Genomic DNA, 16,627 nt, shown 5'->3' with positions numbered 1-16,627 from the left:
CGATCGGCGCTCGACCGGCATCCATGCCGGTCGCCCTCCTACGCAATCCCTACGCTCGGCCTCCTGAAGTCGCGATTTGTGTTGCCTGAGCTATTGCGCGCTTAGAAGCAAGATCAAGAGCCAGATCAAGAGCCAGATCAAGAACTGGGATGTTGGTTTAATTGTTATTGATGTGTTGTTTGTTCTGACGCCATCGCGGGGCAAGCCCGCTCCCACGTTGGAACTGCGTACAAATATCTAACGTGGGAGCGGGCTTGCCCCGCGATTCAATCCTGAGTTCCCACGGTGGCAACTAGCGGTTAGCTGCGCCAGCCCAGGCGCCGCCACTAACTTCGCGACTTCAGGAGGCCGAACGCAGGGATTGCGTAGGGTGGCGACCGGCATGGATGCCGGTCGAGCGCCGATCGGGCCAGGGACGGCCCGTCGGCGCGTACCTCCGGAGCAAGCCCGGAGCGAGGGAACCCCCGAAGCGCAGCGTAGGGGGCCGGATGATAGGAGCAGGCGGTTTTGCTTACTTTTGCCAAGACAAAAGTAAGCCGCCGTAAGGGCGGAAAGGTGACGAAAAGCGCGCATCGTCAACGAATGCGCATACATCTCCCAAAGCAATCACCATAAGCCCCGAGCCCGAGCCCGCAAAACAAACCAATCAGCTCTCATACCCAAGATTAGGCGCCAACCACCGCTCACTGACCCCAACCTCCTGCCCCTTGCGCAAGCTGTACTGCTCGATCTGGTCCTTGTCCACCTTGCCCACCGCAAAGTACTGCGCCTGCGGGTGGGCAAAGTACCACCCACTGACCGCCGCCGCCGGGAACATGGCAAAGTGCTCGGTCAAGAACACCCCGCTAGGGCCCGTCTCGCCAATGGCGCTGCCATCGAGCAGGCGGAACAGCGTTTCCTTCTCGGTGTGGTCCGGGCAGGCCGGGTAGCCCGGGGCCGGGCGGATACCGCTGTACTGCTCCTTGATCAGCGCCTCGTTGTCCAGGTGCTCGTCCTTGGCATAACCCCAGTGCTCCTTGCGCACCCGCTCGTGCAACCACTCGGCGCAGGCCTCGGCCAGGCGGTCGGCCAGGGCCTTGACCATGATCGAGCTGTAGTCGTCGCCCTTGTCCTGGTAAGCCTTGGCCACTTCCTCGGCGCCGATACCGGCGGTGGTAATGAAACCACCCACGTAATCAGTCACGCCGCTGTCCTTGGGCGCCACGAAGTCGGCCAGCGACCAGTTCGGCTTGCCGTCCGGCTTGATGGTTTGCTGGCGCAGGTGGTGCAGGGTGGCCAGGGTGTCACCGTTGTCGGCGTAGACCTCGATGTCGTCATGCTTGACCTGGTTGGCCGGCCAGAAGCCGAACACCGCACGGGCGCTGATCAGCTTCTCGTCGATCAGCTTGTCGAGCATCTCGCGGGCGTCCTTGTACAGCGCCGTGGCCGCCTCGCCGACCACTTCGTCGGTGAGGATGCGCGGGAACTTGCCGGCCAGGTCCCAGGAGATGAAGAACGGCGTCCAGTCGATGTACTCGGCCAGTTCGCGCAGGTCGATGTTGTCCAGCACCTTCACGCCGGTGAAGGAGGGCACTGCCGGCTGGTAACCGGCCCAGTCGTACTGCGGCTTGGCCGCGATGGCCTGGCTGTAGCTCAGGCGCTCGGTACGGGCGCTGCGGTTGGCGGTGCGCTCGCGCACCTCGACGTACTCGCTGCGGGTGCGCTCGACAAAGCCGGCTTTGAGCTCCTTGGACAGCAACTGCGTGGCCACACCCACCGCGCGCGAGGCGTCGGTGACGTAGACCACGGCATCGTTGGAGTACTTGGGCTCGATCTTAACCGCCGTGTGCGCCTTGGAGGTGGTGGCGCCACCGATCATCAGCGGCAGGTTGAAGCCCTGGCGCTGCATCTCGCGGGCCACGTGGACCATTTCGTCCAGCGACGGGGTGATCAGCCCCGACAGGCCGATGATGTCGCACTTCTGCTCGCGCGCGGTCTGCAGGATTTTTTCGGCCGGCACCATCACGCCCAGGTCGACGATGTCGTAGCCGTTGCAGCCCAGCACCACGCCGACGATGTTCTTGCCGATGTCGTGCACGTCGCCCTTGACCGTGGCCATGAGGATCTTGCCCTTGGCTTCTGGCTTGTCGCCTTTTTCCAGCTCGATGAACGGGATCAAGTGGGCCACGGCCTGTTTCATCACCCGCGCCGACTTGACCACTTGCGGCAGGAACATCTTGCCGGCGCCGAACAGGTCGCCGACCACGTTCATGCCGCTCATCAGCGGGCCTTCGATGACCTCGATCGGGCGTGCGCACTTTTGGCGGTACTCTTCGGTGTCTTCGACAATGAACGCGGTGATGCCCTTGACCAAGGCGTGCTCGAGGCGTTTTTCCACCGGCAGCGAGCGCCACTCTTCGTTCTCGACTTCCTTGGTGGCGCCGCCGCCCTTGTAGTCGTCGGCGATGGCCAGCAGGGCGTCGGTGCCGTGCGGGGTGCGGTTGAGCACCACGTCCTCGACCTTCTCGCGCAGCGCGGCCGGGATCTCGTCGTAGATCTCCAGTTGGCCGGCGTTGACGATACCCATGGTCAGGCCATTGCGAATGGCGTGGTAGAGGAACACCGAGTGAATCGCCTCGCGCACCGGGTTGTTGCCGCGGAACGAGAACGACACGTTGGACACACCGCCCGAGCTCAGGGCATGGGGCAGGTGGTCGCGGATGAAGGCACAGGCCTCGATGAAGTCGACGGCGTAGTTGTTGTGCTCCTCGATACCGGTGGCCACGGCGAAGATGTTCGGGTCGAAGATGATGTCTTCCGGCGGGAAGCCCACTTCGTTGACCAGGATGTCGTAGCTGCGCTGGCAGATCTCTTTTTTACGCGCGGCGGTGTCGGCCTGGCCGACCTCGTCGAAGGCCATGACCACCACGGCAGCGCCGTAGCGCTTGCACAGGCGGGCGTGATGCTTGAACTGCTCGACGCCTTCTTTCATCGAGATCGAGTTGACGATGCCCTTGCCCTGGATGCACTTGAGGCCCGCCTCGATCACTTCCCACTTGGAGGAGTCGATCATGATCGGCACGCGGGAGATGTCCGGCTCACCGGCGATCAGGTTGAGGAAGCGCACCATGGCCGCCTGGGAGTCGAGCATCCCTTCGTCCATGTTGATGTCGATCACCTGGGCGCCGGCCTCGACCTGCTGCAGGGCGACCTCAAGCGCCTCGGTGTAGTTCTCTTCACGGATCAGCCGGGCGAACTTGGCGGAACCTGTGATGTTGGTGCGCTCGCCGACGTTGACGAACAGCGACTGGCGATCGATGGTGAACGGCTCCAGGCCCGACAGGCGGCAGGCCTTGGGGATGTCCGGGATCGCGCGCGGTGGGTACTTGGCCACAGCCTCGGCGATGGCCTGGATGTGGCCCGGGGTGGTACCGCAGCAGCCGCCGATGATGTTGAGAAAACCGCTGGCGGCGAACTCCTCGACCACTGCCGCCATTTCGGCCGGGGTTTCGTCGTACTCGCCGAAGGCGTTGGGCAGGCCGGCGTTGGGGTGGGCGGACACATGGGTGTCGGCCTTGCCGGACAGCTCCTCGAGGTACGGGCGCAGGTCCTTGGCGCCCAGGGCGCAGTTCAGGCCGATGGAGATCGGCTTGGCGTGGCGCACCGAGTTCCAGAACGCCTCGGTGGTTTGCCCGGACAAGGTGCGCCCGGAGGCGTCGGTGATGGTGCCGGAGATCATGATCGGCAGCTCGACCGCGTCTTCCTCGAACACCTGCTGCACGGCGAAGATCGCCGCCTTGGCGTTGAGGGTGTCGAAGATGGTTTCGATCAGCAGCAGGTCGGCGCCGCCTTCGATCAGGCCGCGAGTGGCCTCGACGTAGTTCTCCACCAGCTCGTCGAAGGTGACGTTGCGGTAGCCGGGGTCGTTGACGTCGGGGGAAATCGAGCAGGTGCGACTGGTCGGGCCGAGTACGCCGGCGACGAAGCGCGGGCGGTCCGGGGTTTCGAGGGTCTTGGCGTCGGCCACCTGGCGGGCAACCCGCGCACCCTCGACGTTGAGCTCGTACACCAACGCTTCCATGCCGTAGTCGGCCTGGGAAATCTGCGTGGCGTTGAAGGTGTTGGTTTCAAGAATATCGGCGCCTGCATCGAGGTAGGCCTTCTCGATGGCGGCGATCACATCGGGGCGGCTGAGCAGCAGCAGGTCGTTGTTGCCCTTCACATCGCTTGGCCAATCGGCAAAGCGCGTGCCACGATAGTCGTGTTCCTCGAGGCGGTAGCTCTGGATCATAGTACCCATGCCGCCGTCGAGGATCAGGATGCGCTCTTTGAGTGCTTTCTGGAGTGCTTTTAAACGAGCGCTGCGGTCGGACATAGGACTACCTGGTCGGGCGAATATCAGAAGGTGCCAAATAATAACAAACCTGCACGGTTTTTCGACGCTTCGCTGGTTTGCATGAATTTCCTTCATGTTGGCGGCGCGCGTTCTGCACAGCACCCATTACCCGGCCAGGCATCGTGATGGCTTTCAGGAACCAGGACATTCGGCACATGCTGCTTCGCATACTTGCCAGCGCCTTCGCACTGTTGATCAGTGGCGCAGCGCTCGCGCAGGCTCCCCAATCGAGCCCGGCGGTTTCATATACCCGGGACATTCAACCGATCTTCACCGAGAAGTGCGTGGCCTGCCACGCCTGCAACGACGCGGCCTGCCAGCTCAACCTGGGCAGCGCCGAAGGCGCCGAGCGCGGTGCTTCCAAAGTGCCGGTGTACCAGGGCGAGCGCAGCCAGGCGGTGTCCACCACGCGGCTGTTCTACGACGCCCGCGACGAAGCGGGCTGGCGCAAGCAGGGCTTCTATTCGGTGCTCGACAAGCAGGGCAGCCAGGCGGCGCTGATGGCGCGCATGCTCGAACTGGGCCACAGCGCGCCGCTGACGCCCAACGCCAAGTTGCCTGAGCAGATCGTGCTGGGCCTGAACCGCAACAACATGTGCCCCTTGCCCCACGAGTTCGACGCCTACGCCGGCGCGCACCCGAAAGAGGGCATGCCGCTGGCGGTCACCGGCCTGACCGACCAGGAGTACCAGACCCTGCAGCGCTGGCTTGCAGCTGGTGCGCCGGTGGAGAAGAGCCCGATCAAGCCCAGCGCCAGCGAGGCGCAGCAGATCGCCGAATGGGAAGAGCTGCTCAACCGCCCAGGCTCCACCGAAGCCTTGGTAGCCCGTTGGCTGTACGAGCACCTGTTCCTGGCGCACATCCATTTTGTCGGCGGCGAGCAGGGCCACTTCTTCCAGTGGGTGCGTTCACGCACGCCCAGCGGCCAGCCGGCCGACCTGATCGCCACCCGTCGCCCCAACGACCCGCCCGGTACCGATTTCTACTACCGGTTGATCCCGGTGCAGGGCGTGATCGTGCACAAGACCCACATCACCTACCCGATGGGCCCGCAGAAGCTCAAACGGGTCAAGCAGCTGTTCTACAGCGGCGACTGGCACGCCAGCGCCTTGCCCGGCTACGGCCCGCGGCACCGCGCCAACCCCTTCGAAACCTTCGAGGCGATCCCGGCGGTGGCCCGCTACCAGTTCATGCTGGATAACGCCGAGTACTTCGTGCGCACCTTCATCCGCGGTCCGGTGTGCCGTGGGCAGATCGCCACCGACGTGATCCGCGACAACTTCTGGGCGCTGTTCCAGGAGCCGGCCCACGACCTCTACATCACCAATGCCCAGTACCGCGGCGAAGCCACGCCGCTGCTGGCCATGCCCGGGCAGATCGACGATGTGGGCAGCGTGTTGAGCCTGTGGCACGCCTACCGCGACAAGCGCAACGATTACGAGAAGCTGCGCCGCGACGCCTACGCCGAGCAGCCTGCGCCCAGTTGGTCGACCCTGTGGGCGGGCAACGACAATGCACTGCTGAGCATCTTCCGCCACTTCGACAGCGCCTCGGTGACCAAGGGCCTGATCGGTGATGTGCCGCTGACTATGTGGCTGTTCGACTACCCGCTGTTCGAGCGCACCTACTACCAACTGGCGGTGAACTTCGACGTGTTCGGCAACGTGTCGCACCAGTTGCAGACGCGCTTGTACTTCGACCTGATCCGCAACGGCGCCGAGGTCAACTTCCTGCGTCTGATGCCGGCCGGGCAGCGCGGGCACATTCTCAGCGACTGGTACCAGAACAGCGGCAAGGTGAAGATGTGGATGGACTACGAGGACATCGACACCGACACCCCCAGCGCGCTGAAGCTGGACACGCGCGACCCCAAGCGTGACTTTGGCCTGAAGCTGATACAGCGCACCGGCAGCCTGAACGCCGCGCCCGACCCGATCAACCGCTGCCAGGGCGCTTACTGCTCACGCCCGCAAATGAGCGAGGAGTTCCGCGATGTCGAGCAGTCCCTCAGCCGCCTGGTATCGCGCCCGGCCGCGGGGCTGAAGGTGATCGGCCAGTTGCCCGAGGCGACCATGCTGCGCATCGAGGGCAAGGGTGGCCAGCGCCAGGTGTACAGCCTGCTGCGCAACCGCGCCCACAGCAACGTGGCGTTTTTGCTGGGTGAGGCCTACCGCTACCAGCCGGGGCTGGACACCCTGACCCTGTACCCGGGTGTGCTCAGCAGCTACCCCAACTTCATCTTCAACATCCCGGCGGCCGATGTGCCGGAGTTCGTCGAGGACATGGAGGCGGCCCGGGACGATGCCGGCAAGTTCGAGCGCATTGTCATGCGCTGGGGCGTGCGCCGCAGCCACCCCGAGTTCTGGCGCTATTTCCATGACCTGAACCGCTACATCCAGGAGACCGATCCGGTGGAGGCGGGGGTGCTGGACATGAACCGCTACGAGAACCTCTGATCGGTTGGACTGATCTTTGCCAGTGAGCTGCGGTCGGAATCGGTGAATGGGCCTTTGGGGCTGCTTTGCAGCCCATCGCGGGCAAGCCCGCTCCTACAGGGATCTCGGTACCTGTGGGAGCGGGTTTGCCCGCGAACGAGTGCGAAGCGCTCGCCTGGGCCTCAATGCACCGGCAATCGCAGGGTATTTCATGCTGTATTCGCTCCAGGCTCTTCGGGCATTCGCCGCCTGGGTGGTGGTCTGCCACCACTTCATGCAGATCTTCTTCGACTTCAAAGCCAGCGGCCCCATCGGCCAACTGCTCGCTGACCGCGGCGCGGTAGGGGTGGACATCTTCTTCGTGATCAGCGGGATGGTGATTTACCTGTCCACCCGCGACAAGGCCATTGCCCCCGGCGCCTTTCTGCTCAACCGCGCCCTGCGCATCGTTCCTGCCTATTGGTTCTACACCTTGCTGATGGCGGTGTTGATGCTGATCGCCAGCCGCTGGATGCCGCACCAGGTGTTCGAATGGCAGCACCTGTTGTTGTCGCTGTTGTTCATTCCGGCGGAAAACCCTGGTGGCTACGGGCTATACCCGACCCTGAACGTCGGCTGGACGCTGAACTTCGAGATGTTCTTCTACTTATTGTTCGGCCTGGCCTTCCTGGTGCGCCAGCGCCACCACCTGCTGCTGGTGACGGCGGCGCTGCTGCTGGTGAGCGAAGTGCTGGGGCGCCTGGGCGTGCTCAGCCGCTTCTACAACAACGACATTGTCTATGAGTTTTTGCTGGGTATCGGCCTTGGCGTGCTGTACCGCCGCGGGTTGATCCGCGAGGGGCTGTGGTTGCCGCTGGGCCTGCTGGGGCTGGCGGGCTTTGCGCTGTACCACCTGGACGCCTCGCTGCGCTTGCTGCACTGGGGCTTGCCCAGCGCGCTGGTGGTGCTGGCGTTCGTTGCCCTGGAGCCGTACTTCAAGGGCAACCGCGTGCTCAAGGCGCTGGGCGATTGCTCGTACTCGGTGTACCTGGTACACGTGCTGGTGCTGTACGGCGGGCTGTTCGTCAGCGAGCGCCTGCGCCTGAACCCCTACCTGGTGTTCGCCCTGTGCGTGCCGTCAATCGGACTAATGTCGTGGCTCAGCTACCACTGGCTGGAGCGTGGCCTGTACTGGCGGCTCAAGGCGGTTTTCGCGGCCCGCGCGCCCGGCGAGCCCGCGCTGGCGCTATCCCGAGTCAAATACTAGGACTTTGTTCGTGGCACGGGTTGGCGTACACTGCCGGCAAGTCTGTGAGGAACTTCCATGAGCGCTATAACCATTACCGACGCCGCCCATGATTACCTGGCCGATCTGCTCTCCAAGCAGAACACGCCTGGCATCGGCATCCGTATTTTCATCACCCAGCCGGGTACCCAGTACGCCGAGACCTGCATCGCCTACTGCAAGCCCGGCGAAGAAAAACCCGACGACGAGCCGGTGGGCCTGAAGAGCTTCACCGCCTACCTGGACGCGGTCAGCGTGCCGTTCCTCGAGGACGCACTGGTTGACTACGCCACCGACCGCATGGGCGGCCAGCTGACCATCAAGGCACCCAACGCGAAGGTGCCGATGGTCAACGAAGACAGCCCGATCAACGAGCGGATCAACTACTACCTGCAGACCGAGATCAACCCCGGCCTTGCCAGCCACGGCGGCGCTGTGAGCCTGGTGGACGTGGTCGACGACGGCATCGCCGTGCTGCAGTTCGGTGGCGGCTGCCAGGGCTGCGGCCAGGCCGACGTAACGCTGAAGGAAGGCATTGAGCGCACCCTGCTCGAGCGCATTCCCGAGCTCAAGGGCGTGCGTGACGTGACTGACCACAGCCAGAAAGAGAACGCCTACTACTAAGTAGGGTGTTTTCTCCAATCGCGGGGCAAGCAATCTCCCACGCCGTGATGTGGGAGCGTGCTTGCCCCGCGGTGCTTTGAACGATGCTTGCATTGATCCCTAGCAACAAACTGTTACGGATTCAACCCCTGCGACAACCGGTCGCGCCCCGTATTCAAAGGGCTGCAGCCCGATCCAACCTCAGTCGGGTAGCTGGTACCGGGGTGTCATGCCAGAATGCGCGCGTTTTCTGGCCGGCCCACCCCAAGGGCCGGCACCTTCCCTGTAAAGGATGGTTCCATGACTGATCTGTTGACCCGGCGCGCGGTAGTCGCCGGGATGGGCGTTCTGGGGCTGGGCCTGCTGGCCGGTTGCAACCCGGCGCGTGGCCTGGACTTCAAGTACGGCAAGAACATGAGCAACGAGATCCTCGGGCGCAAGTTCAAGCTCAAGGACACCCAGGGCAACGAACGTAGCCTGTCGAGCTTCTACGGCAGCATGCCGATGATTTTCTTCGGCTTCACCCAATGCCCGGCGGTGTGCCCGACCACCCTGGCGCGTGCGGCGCAGATCCGCGGCATGCTCAGGGGCCGTGACCGTGACCTGTTCCAGGTGGTGTTCATCACTCTGGACCCGGAGCGCGACACCCCTGAAGTGCTGGATGCCTACGTCAAGGCCTTCGACCCGAGTTTCGTCGCGCTGACCGGCACCCCGGAAGAAATCGCCGAGGTGGCCCGCGAGTTCAAGGTGTTCTACGAAAAGGTCCCGGCCGGCGACACCTACACCATCTCGCACTCGTCCACCAGCTACGTCTACGATACCCGTGGCACCCTGCGCCTGAGCCTGGGCCATTCCCTGAACGCCAAGGAATGCACCGAGGACCTGCTCACCCTGATGGAGATCTGCTGAATGTCGATGCAACCGATCAAACGCACCCTGGCCGCCATGGCCTTGCTGGGCATGGCCCTGCCGGCCTTCGCCCAGACCGTCGTGAGTGATGCCTGGGTGCGTGCCAGCGTGCCGCACCAGCAGTCCACTGGCGCCTTCATGACCATTACTTCCAGCAGCGACAGCAAGCTGGTGGGTGTGGCTTCGCCGGTGGCCAAGACCGTGCAGGTGCACGAGATGACCATGAACGGTGACGTGATGGGCATGCGTGAAGTGAAGGCCGTCGAACTGCCGGCAGGCAAGCCGGTCAAGCTCGACCCCAATGGCTACCACGTGATGCTGATGGGCCTGAACCAGCAGGTGAAGGAAGGCGAGCAGGTGCCGCTGACCCTGACCATCGAAGACGCCAAGGGCGCCAAAGAAACCCTCGAAGTGCAGGCTCAGGTGCGCCCGCTGACCGAAGCAGCCGGCCACGACCACGCCCACATGCACTGATACACCTCTGCAGGCGCCGGCTTGCCGGCAATAGGGCCGTTTCCAGTGGGTCTGCTTTGCAGCCCTTCGCGGGCAAGCCCGCTCCCACAGGTACAGCGCCAGCTTGAGGCTTTGCACGGCCCTGTAGGCGCGGGCTTGCCCGCGAAGGGCCGCACAGCGGCCCCTACAACCGCGGCAACCTACGGTACTCCCCCGGCGGCATGCCGAACCAGCGCAGGCACGCCTTGTGAAAGCTGCTGGGGTCGCGAAAGCCCAGCGTGGCGCCGATGTACTTGATGCTGCGCACCGAATCGCACAGCAAGCTGTGGGCCTGGGTCAGCCGGGCTTCATCCAGCAGCGCACTGAAACTCACCCCCTCACGCTCCAGCGCGTTCTGCAGGCTGCGCCGGCTCAGGCGCAGATGCCCGGCCAGGTCTTCCAGGGCAATGGGCTGCCCCATGGTCAGCAATTCGGTAAGGGCGCGCCGTACCCGTGCAGCCGCCGAGCCTTCAATCCGTTCTTCCAGCCGGGCAGCGGCATACTCGCCGTGCAGGCGGTCGAGGGTGGGGGAGGCCGTTGGCAGCGGCAGGCTGCACACCTCTGCAGACAAGCGCACGCTGTTGTAAGGCCTGCCAAACATCAACCGCTCACCGAACAGGCCGCGCAGTGCCGTGGTGTCCTGCGGCTGCGGGTAGGCCAGCTCGACCTCCAGCGGCATGAACTGGCAGGCCGGGGTCAGCCAGCGCAGCAACCCCAGGGTCATGGCGGCGCCGGCATCGATGAACGAGCGTGGCGCAGGTGGCCCCACTTCGAAGCCGATCAGGCGCATGTCACCCTGGTGCTGCTCCAGGCGCAGGATCGAGCCGTTGGTGGTGAGCGGGTGGTAGGCTGCCAGGCGTTGCAAGGCGTCACCCAGGGTGGCGCAGGACATGACCGCGTAGCCCAGTTGCCCGAGCATTGCCGGGTGCGCATGGGCATGCACACGTACACCGATGTCCACATCGCCCGTGCGTTCGACCACGCCCTCCAGCCAGTCGTACACCCGCACCAGGCGTATATGCCGGCCGCTCTCGGCCAGGATCGGGTCGTGCGGGTCGACCTGCGCGCCAGCCCGAATCAGGGCCTGGGCGAGAGCGGTGAAATAGCTGCGGGAAACGGTATGCATGACGCTGTCCTGAAACGCGGGAGGGCGATGGAAGGTGAGTGCCGGTTCAGACGCCGGCCTGGCGCAGAGGGTCAGGCGCCTGGGCGAGGGGACAACCGAAGGGGGCCTGGGAACACTGTTCGCAGCCCTGCACGGGTGGGACCATGCGCGCCACCATGGAGGGCGTGTTCGCCGGCAGGACGCTGGCTGATCGTTGGAGCGAACCGATTGATGAACGACCCCCTGGAGGCAGGCCCCGCACAAGACCGGGAAGACCTGCGCAATGCCCGCCTGGTATACCGACAACTTGCCCAGCGCCACTTCCTGCTGGCCTTCCAGCCTGTCATCGACGGGCATGAACCAAGCCGCGTGCTGTACCACGAAAGCCTGCTGCGCCACGACGGGCCGGACCTGGGGTTCAACCCCATCGCCGCGCTGGAGCGGCGCAATGCCATGGGCCTGCTCGACCGCAGCGTGCTGACGAGTGTCATCACCACCCTCGAGCAACACCCGCATCTGCACCTGGGGTGCAACCTGTCGGCACAAAGTGCCAGCGACGGCCCCGCCTGGCAGCCGCTGTGGGCACGCTTGCGCCAGCGCCCGGAGCTGGCTGCGCGGCTGGTGCTGGAAATCACCGAGAGCGCAGCACCGGCGGACCCGGCGCGTACCTTGGCTTTCATCGCCCAGGCCCAGGCACTCGGTTGCCGGCTGGCGATCGATGACTTTGGTGCAGGCTTTGCCAGCCTGGCGTTCGTGCGCCAGGCGCGCCCGGACATTCTCAAGGTGGATCGTGGCTACCTGCACAGGGCGCGTGAATCGCGCTCCGAGGGCCAGGTGTTCCATCATCTGGTCAGGCTGTGTCAGGGGTTGGCTCCGCAGGTGGTGGTCGAGGGGGTCGAGGACGAGCAGGACCACGAGCGCGCCCTGGCGACCGGTGCTGTGTGGATGCAGGGTTTCTACTTTGCCCGCCCGTCGTTGCAATCACCTGTTGCAGGCTGCCGCGTGTTGCTTGAGGGCTGAAAGGCGGGCGGGAGGCAAGGTGATGGCGCAATGCCATTATCGGGTGAATTGGGTTTTGTAACAATGGCTGTAACGGTGCCGAGGGCAATGCACGGTAAACGTGGCAGGGCGGCCAGGTGTTCGCCGGCAACCGGCTCCCACAGGGATTGCACAAGCTTCAGGCCGGTGCAGTACCTGTAGGAGCCGGCTTGCCGGCGATGAGGCCGGTTCAGGCAGCACAAGACAGTTGTTCCCACAGAGTCTTCGTTAAATCAACGATCTGTGATTTGTTCCATAAGAGCGCTGGCCACGCGTGCTGCGTTCAATCTTGATGCGCTGCAAGGCACTCTGCGGACAGATGCCTGATTCAGCGAAACCGCGGCAGTGGCCGGTCGATGGTCAGCGAGGTGAGGGTCCTGCGCACCTTGGCTTCATCCGCTTCCAACGCCCTGAGGCTTTCGCGAATCTTGCCGGCGGCGGGTAGGTCGCCCTGACGGTCGATCCAGTCGGCGATCTCCTTGCAGGCGCTGCCCAGGCAGGCTTGGCGCTGGTTCATCAGCGACAGGAGGGTGGTGATTTCTCGTTCGGACATGATGGGCTCCTCCGTTCGACCACATCAGTGTAGCAGTGCCTGGCAAGGGCCATTGGCCACGGTTGCGCGCTTTTTAGAAAACAGCCAATCCATTCATTTGGGTGCAGGCTTTATTTGTAAATAACCGAATGTTTTAAATGCGCTCAAGATTTTTCTGAGCTGGCGGAAGTCCTTGAGTTTCGGCGCTCTTGTAAGTGTTTCTGATTTTGTACTTGTAAGGGGAAATACGTCTTTACAGTTCGTGCGTTGGTACATGGCTGTAAGTTGACTAAGGTTCGTTCGCTCTTGAAAGGTAGTGGCTGAAACAAGCCTGCTGCCGAATTGCTCAACGCCGAAATGCGGTGGTGTTGAGAGGGGCGTTGGCGAACATGAACGTCAGACTCTGTTGCGCAGCAGCCCGTAACCTGATGTGTAGTGTGGAGCATGCATTTTTCAATAACGGGCAGTTTGGTAATCAGCGCCCACTCTTTAACTTAAGTTGCACAAGCTGTTCAAAGAGCGGGGCAGAACATTTTCAGGCAACTGCTCTTCGATCGGTTCGACACATCGGGGCAGTGCATCACCGATATTGAATTGACCTATACCGCCGGCTGAGGATCACTGGCAGACATGCAAGCATTGACCATCAACCGCAGTACCCGGGCGCTTTCAGTGGGCTACAGCTTTTCCAAGTGCGGCGAGTTCGCTTTCGAAACGGCATTTGCCGTGGCCATCGTGTCGATGACCGAGGCCAACCTGCTGCTGATTGGGCTGGTGTACTTTTTGCGCTATCTGCCCAGCGCGGTGTTTTCCCCGATCGGTGGCTGGCTGGCGGACAACTGCCAGAAACGCCGTACGCTGTTGGCGGTCGAGTTAGGCAAGGGGCTGCTGGCGCTGGCGTTCTTCGCCCTGTTTGGCATGGCAACCCCGGCGCTGTGGCAGGTGACTCTGCTGGCCATGCTGATGACCGCACTGGATTGCCTTTACGTGCCGACATTTCGGGCGTACTTCCCAGGCATCGTGACACAGGAACAGCTGCCGTCGGTAAACAGTGGCGTGCAGGTGCTTGAGGACCTTGCATCGATACTCGGCCCGCTGGTGTTCTCGGCGTTCGCGCTGTCCCTGGGGGGCAACCTGACCTTCCTGTTTTTTTCCGCATGCCTGGTGTTGTCAGCGGCCAGCGTCAGTCTGCTGCCTGCGTTGGGGGCTGGTGCTTCGACGGCATTCGACGGGCGAGCAGTGATCCGCGATGCGGCCAGCAGCGTGAGGCAGTTGCGGGTGAGCAACGCACCACTGTTCGCGGTGATCTGTTGCACCACGCTGTGCGCGATGTTCGCAACTTCGGTGATTCGCTTCATCCTGCCGGCATCGGTGCTCGAGCACTTCGGTTCGGAGGCGGCGGTGGGCTACGTGTTCTCGCTCCTGGCCTGCGGGACTGTACTTGGTGGGCTGTTGTACACCCGCTTCAACCCGCGAACCAGCGCACGCCTGGTGTTGCGCTATTGGGCGCTGTACGGCGCGCTGTTCCTCGCCGCTGCGGTGGTGCTGCAGTTCAGCGCCCCGGCATTTTTGGTGCTGTTGTTCGTGGTCGGCTTCGTCGGCGCCTTCGTCGATATTGCTATCGTTACCAACATCCAATGCCTGTCCGATGAGCGACAGGTCGGCAGGAACTTCTCCCTCTACTACTTCACGGCGGTCGTCGGCGATGCAGTTTCTGGCCTGATCGCCAGCATGGTATTCGTGCTGGCCGGGCCCGCGACTTTCATCTGGATGACATTGCTGTTGTTTATCGCGCCTTTGCGCTGGAACATCAAAAGAAATACCGATGATGCCGACGATCGTGCTTAGTGCCGGCCTGGCCAAGGATGGCTGGATGGAGCTTTCACCAATTGTTGAGGGCGGCGGGCTACGCCTGGTGGGTGTCGGCGTAAAGATCAGGCGAAAGGATGTGGATCAATTGCAGCTGGAGCTGCCGTGGTGAGCAGGCACGCCTGCCGGTAGGCCCCAGGCGTCACCCCATAAGCCTGCTTGAACTGCCGGCTCAAATGGCTCTGGTCGGCAAAACCCAGGGCCAGCGCCACTTCCAGAGCCGGCAGCCCGCTGCGCAGCAGCTCCCGCGCGCGTGCCAGGCGCCGCTGCTTTAGCCAGGCGTGGGGCGGCAGGCCGGTGGCCTGGCGGAATACCCGGGCGAAGTGGAACGGCGAGAGGTTGACGGCGGCGGCCAGGTCCTCCAGCGAGGGCGGTTCGGCCAGGCGGCTCTCCAGCAGCTCGCGCGCGCGGGCCACCGCCAGCGGCTCCTTGCCGGGGGCGGCGGGCTCGACGCAGTGGCCGTGGCGCTGCACCAGCGCCAGCACTGCCTGGCGCCAGGCGGTTTGTTGCTCCAGCGCACTGGCGCCGGCCTCGCAGCGTTGGTTCAGTTGGCTGAATGCGGCGGCCAGGGCCGGGTCGTGGATCACGCTGTCCTTGAAGTACGGCATGCCATGGCGGCCCAGCTCCAGCTCGTCGAGCACCCCGGTAACCCGCGCATGCTCCGGGTAGAAGCCCCGGTAGCGCCAACCGGCCTCGTGGGCGGTGGCGCCGGTGTGCAACTCGTCAGGGTTGATCAGTACCATGCTGCCGACCGGCGCCAGGTGCTCGCTGCCGCGGTGCCAGAAACGCTGCGCCCCCGACTCGATCACGGTGAACACATAACCTTCATGCACATGCGGGGCGAAGCGTTGTTGCAGGTAGCGCGCGTGCAGCATTTCCACGTCGCCGAGCGCCGGCGCCTGCCACAGGTGAGTCTGTTCGCGCAGGGGCGTGGTCATGCCAGCCAGCTGCGCAGGAGGAAGAAGATCAACATGCTCACCAGCATGCTCAGCAACACGCTGCGGGTCAACAGCACCAGGGCGATGGCCACCAGCGCGCCGAGCAGGTACGGGTTGAGCAGGCTCAACTGCAACTGATGCTCGGGCAGGAAAATGATCGGCCCGCAGATGGCGGTGAGCATGCCGGGCACCGCAAAGCCGAGGAACTGCCGGGCATTGGAGCTCAGGCGCAGTGGCAGGCGTGGCTCGAGGAAGGCGTAGCGGTTGAGGAACACCACCGCGCCCATGGCAAAGATCAGCAGCCAGATCATGGGCGGCCTCCGGAGAGTTTCTGGCAGATGAAACCGGCGGCCATGCCCAGCAGGCCGGCTGCGACCAGCGCGGTTTCCCAGTGCCAGTAGCTGAACAGCACCGAGCAGAACAGCGACACGGCCACGCACACCACGGTTGGCAGGTTGCGCACCAGTGGCGCGATCAGCGCAACGAAGGTGGCGACGATTGAAAAGTCCAGGCCCAACTGGTCAAGGTGCGGGATGTTCTGGCCAAGGACGATGCCGGCCAGGGTGAACAGGTTCCATGCCACGTAGAAGGTCAGGCCCACGCCCAGGGCATACCAGCGGTTGAACTGCTGCTGGTCGTGGTGGCTGGTCAGGGCGAAGAACTCATCGGTGAGCAGAAAGCCCAGGCCTAGCCTCCAGCGGGTCGGCAGCCCCGACAGCACCGGGCGCATCGACAACCCGTACAGCAGATGCTGCGAGGTCAGCAGCAGGGTGGTCAGCAGGATCGAGAACAGGTTCGCGCCGCCCTTGAGCATGCCGATGGCCACCAGTTGCGCGGCGCCGGCAAAGACGATGGCCGACAGGCCCTGGCCTTGCCAGGGGCTGAGGTTGGCTTCGATGGCCATTGAACCTGCCAGCAGCCCCCAGGGGGCGACGGCCAGGGACAGTGGCAGGATGGCGATGGCACCCTTGGTAAAGGCATGGCGAGCAACGGCGGGGCTGGGCATGGGTACTACAACGATTCGACAAGGCAGGCCAGCATGCCAGACAGCCATTGCCGCTGGCTTG

Annotated in this window: 13 protein-coding genes; 7 read left to right on the top strand and 6 right to left on the bottom strand. The window is 63.7% G+C overall.

Annotated features, from left to right (window positions below):
- Positions 1 to 646: 646 nt before the first annotated feature.
- A complete protein-coding gene (metH, locus tag KSS94_RS15795) occupies positions 647 to 4,354 on the bottom strand; it encodes a methionine synthase (RefSeq protein ID WP_217839032.1) in 3,708 nt (1,235 codons plus the stop codon).
- A gap of 176 nt (positions 4,355 to 4,530) precedes the next feature.
- Between metH and KSS94_RS15790 the strand changes: the two genes are divergently transcribed.
- From KSS94_RS15790 to KSS94_RS15770, 5 genes are all read left to right on the top strand, one after another.
- Complete coding sequence (locus KSS94_RS15790) at positions 4,531 to 6,831, top strand: fatty acid cis/trans isomerase (RefSeq protein ID WP_217839031.1); 2,301 nt, start codon at positions 4,531 to 4,533, stop codon at positions 6,829 to 6,831.
- Between the two features lie 190 nt (positions 6,832 to 7,021).
- Entirely contained in the window at positions 7,022 to 8,056 is a 1,035-nt protein-coding gene (locus tag KSS94_RS15785) for an acyltransferase family protein (RefSeq protein ID WP_217839030.1), read from the top strand.
- A 57-nt stretch (positions 8,057 to 8,113) separates the two neighbouring features.
- Positions 8,114 to 8,698: a Fe-S biogenesis protein NfuA gene (gene nfuA, locus KSS94_RS15780; RefSeq protein WP_110996563.1), complete on the top strand. Its 585-nt coding sequence runs from the start codon at positions 8,114 to 8,116 to the stop codon at positions 8,696 to 8,698.
- Positions 8,699 to 8,977: 279 nt separating this feature from the next.
- Positions 8,978 to 9,586 carry an SCO family protein gene (locus KSS94_RS15775; RefSeq protein WP_217839029.1) on the top strand — a complete coding sequence of 203 codons (609 nt, stop codon included), beginning with the start codon at positions 8,978 to 8,980 and terminating at the stop codon, positions 9,584 to 9,586.
- A complete protein-coding gene (locus KSS94_RS15770) occupies positions 9,587 to 10,060 on the top strand; it encodes a copper chaperone PCu(A)C (RefSeq protein ID WP_217839028.1) in 474 nt (157 codons plus the stop codon).
- Between the two features lie 163 nt (positions 10,061 to 10,223).
- Here KSS94_RS15770 and KSS94_RS15765 read toward each other — a convergent pair whose 3' ends face one another.
- Complete coding sequence (locus KSS94_RS15765) at positions 10,224 to 11,204, bottom strand: AraC family transcriptional regulator (protein WP_217839027.1); 981 nt, start codon at positions 11,202 to 11,204, stop codon at positions 10,224 to 10,226.
- Positions 11,205 to 11,414: 210 nt separating this feature from the next.
- On the opposite strand from KSS94_RS15765, the gene KSS94_RS15760 reads away from it, so the two are divergent.
- On the top strand, positions 11,415 to 12,203 hold the full coding sequence (locus KSS94_RS15760) for an EAL domain-containing protein (RefSeq protein WP_217839026.1): 789 nt from the start codon (positions 11,415 to 11,417) through the stop codon (positions 12,201 to 12,203).
- Positions 12,204 to 12,549: 346 nt separating this feature from the next.
- On the opposite strand, the gene KSS94_RS15755 is transcribed toward KSS94_RS15760, so the two are convergent.
- Positions 12,550 to 12,774, bottom strand: coding sequence for a hypothetical protein (locus KSS94_RS15755; protein ID WP_217839025.1), 225 nt, complete (start codon positions 12,772 to 12,774; stop codon positions 12,550 to 12,552).
- 609 nt (positions 12,775 to 13,383) lie between these two features.
- Here KSS94_RS15755 and KSS94_RS15750 point away from each other — a divergent pair.
- A complete protein-coding gene (locus KSS94_RS15750) occupies positions 13,384 to 14,601 on the top strand; it encodes an MFS transporter (RefSeq protein WP_217839024.1) in 1,218 nt (405 codons plus the stop codon).
- Between the two features lie 86 nt (positions 14,602 to 14,687).
- On the opposite strand, the gene KSS94_RS15745 is transcribed toward KSS94_RS15750, so the two are convergent.
- From KSS94_RS15745 to KSS94_RS15735, 3 genes are read right to left on the bottom strand one after another with little or no spacing between them, the layout of a single operon-like run.
- A complete protein-coding gene (locus KSS94_RS15745) occupies positions 14,688 to 15,560 on the bottom strand; it encodes an AraC family transcriptional regulator (protein ID WP_217839023.1) in 873 nt (290 codons plus the stop codon).
- Positions 15,557 to 15,871 carry an AzlD domain-containing protein gene (locus KSS94_RS15740; RefSeq protein ID WP_217839022.1) on the bottom strand — a complete coding sequence of 105 codons (315 nt, stop codon included), beginning with the start codon at positions 15,869 to 15,871 and terminating at the stop codon, positions 15,557 to 15,559. Before KSS94_RS15740 ends, KSS94_RS15745 begins: the two co-directional genes overlap by 4 nt.
- The gene (locus tag KSS94_RS15735) at positions 15,868 to 16,566 is read right to left on the bottom strand and encodes an AzlC family ABC transporter permease (RefSeq protein ID WP_217839021.1); all 699 of its coding nucleotides are present in this window, start codon (positions 16,564 to 16,566) and stop codon (positions 15,868 to 15,870) included. Before KSS94_RS15735 ends, KSS94_RS15740 begins: the two co-directional genes overlap by 4 nt.
- Positions 16,567 to 16,627: the final 61 nt, after the last annotated feature.

The organism is Pseudomonas fakonensis, from assembly GCF_019139895.1.
Lineage (GTDB): Bacteria > Pseudomonadota > Gammaproteobacteria > Pseudomonadales > Pseudomonadaceae > Aquipseudomonas > Aquipseudomonas fakonensis.
This window is presented reverse-complemented; position numbering and strand designations above follow the sequence as displayed.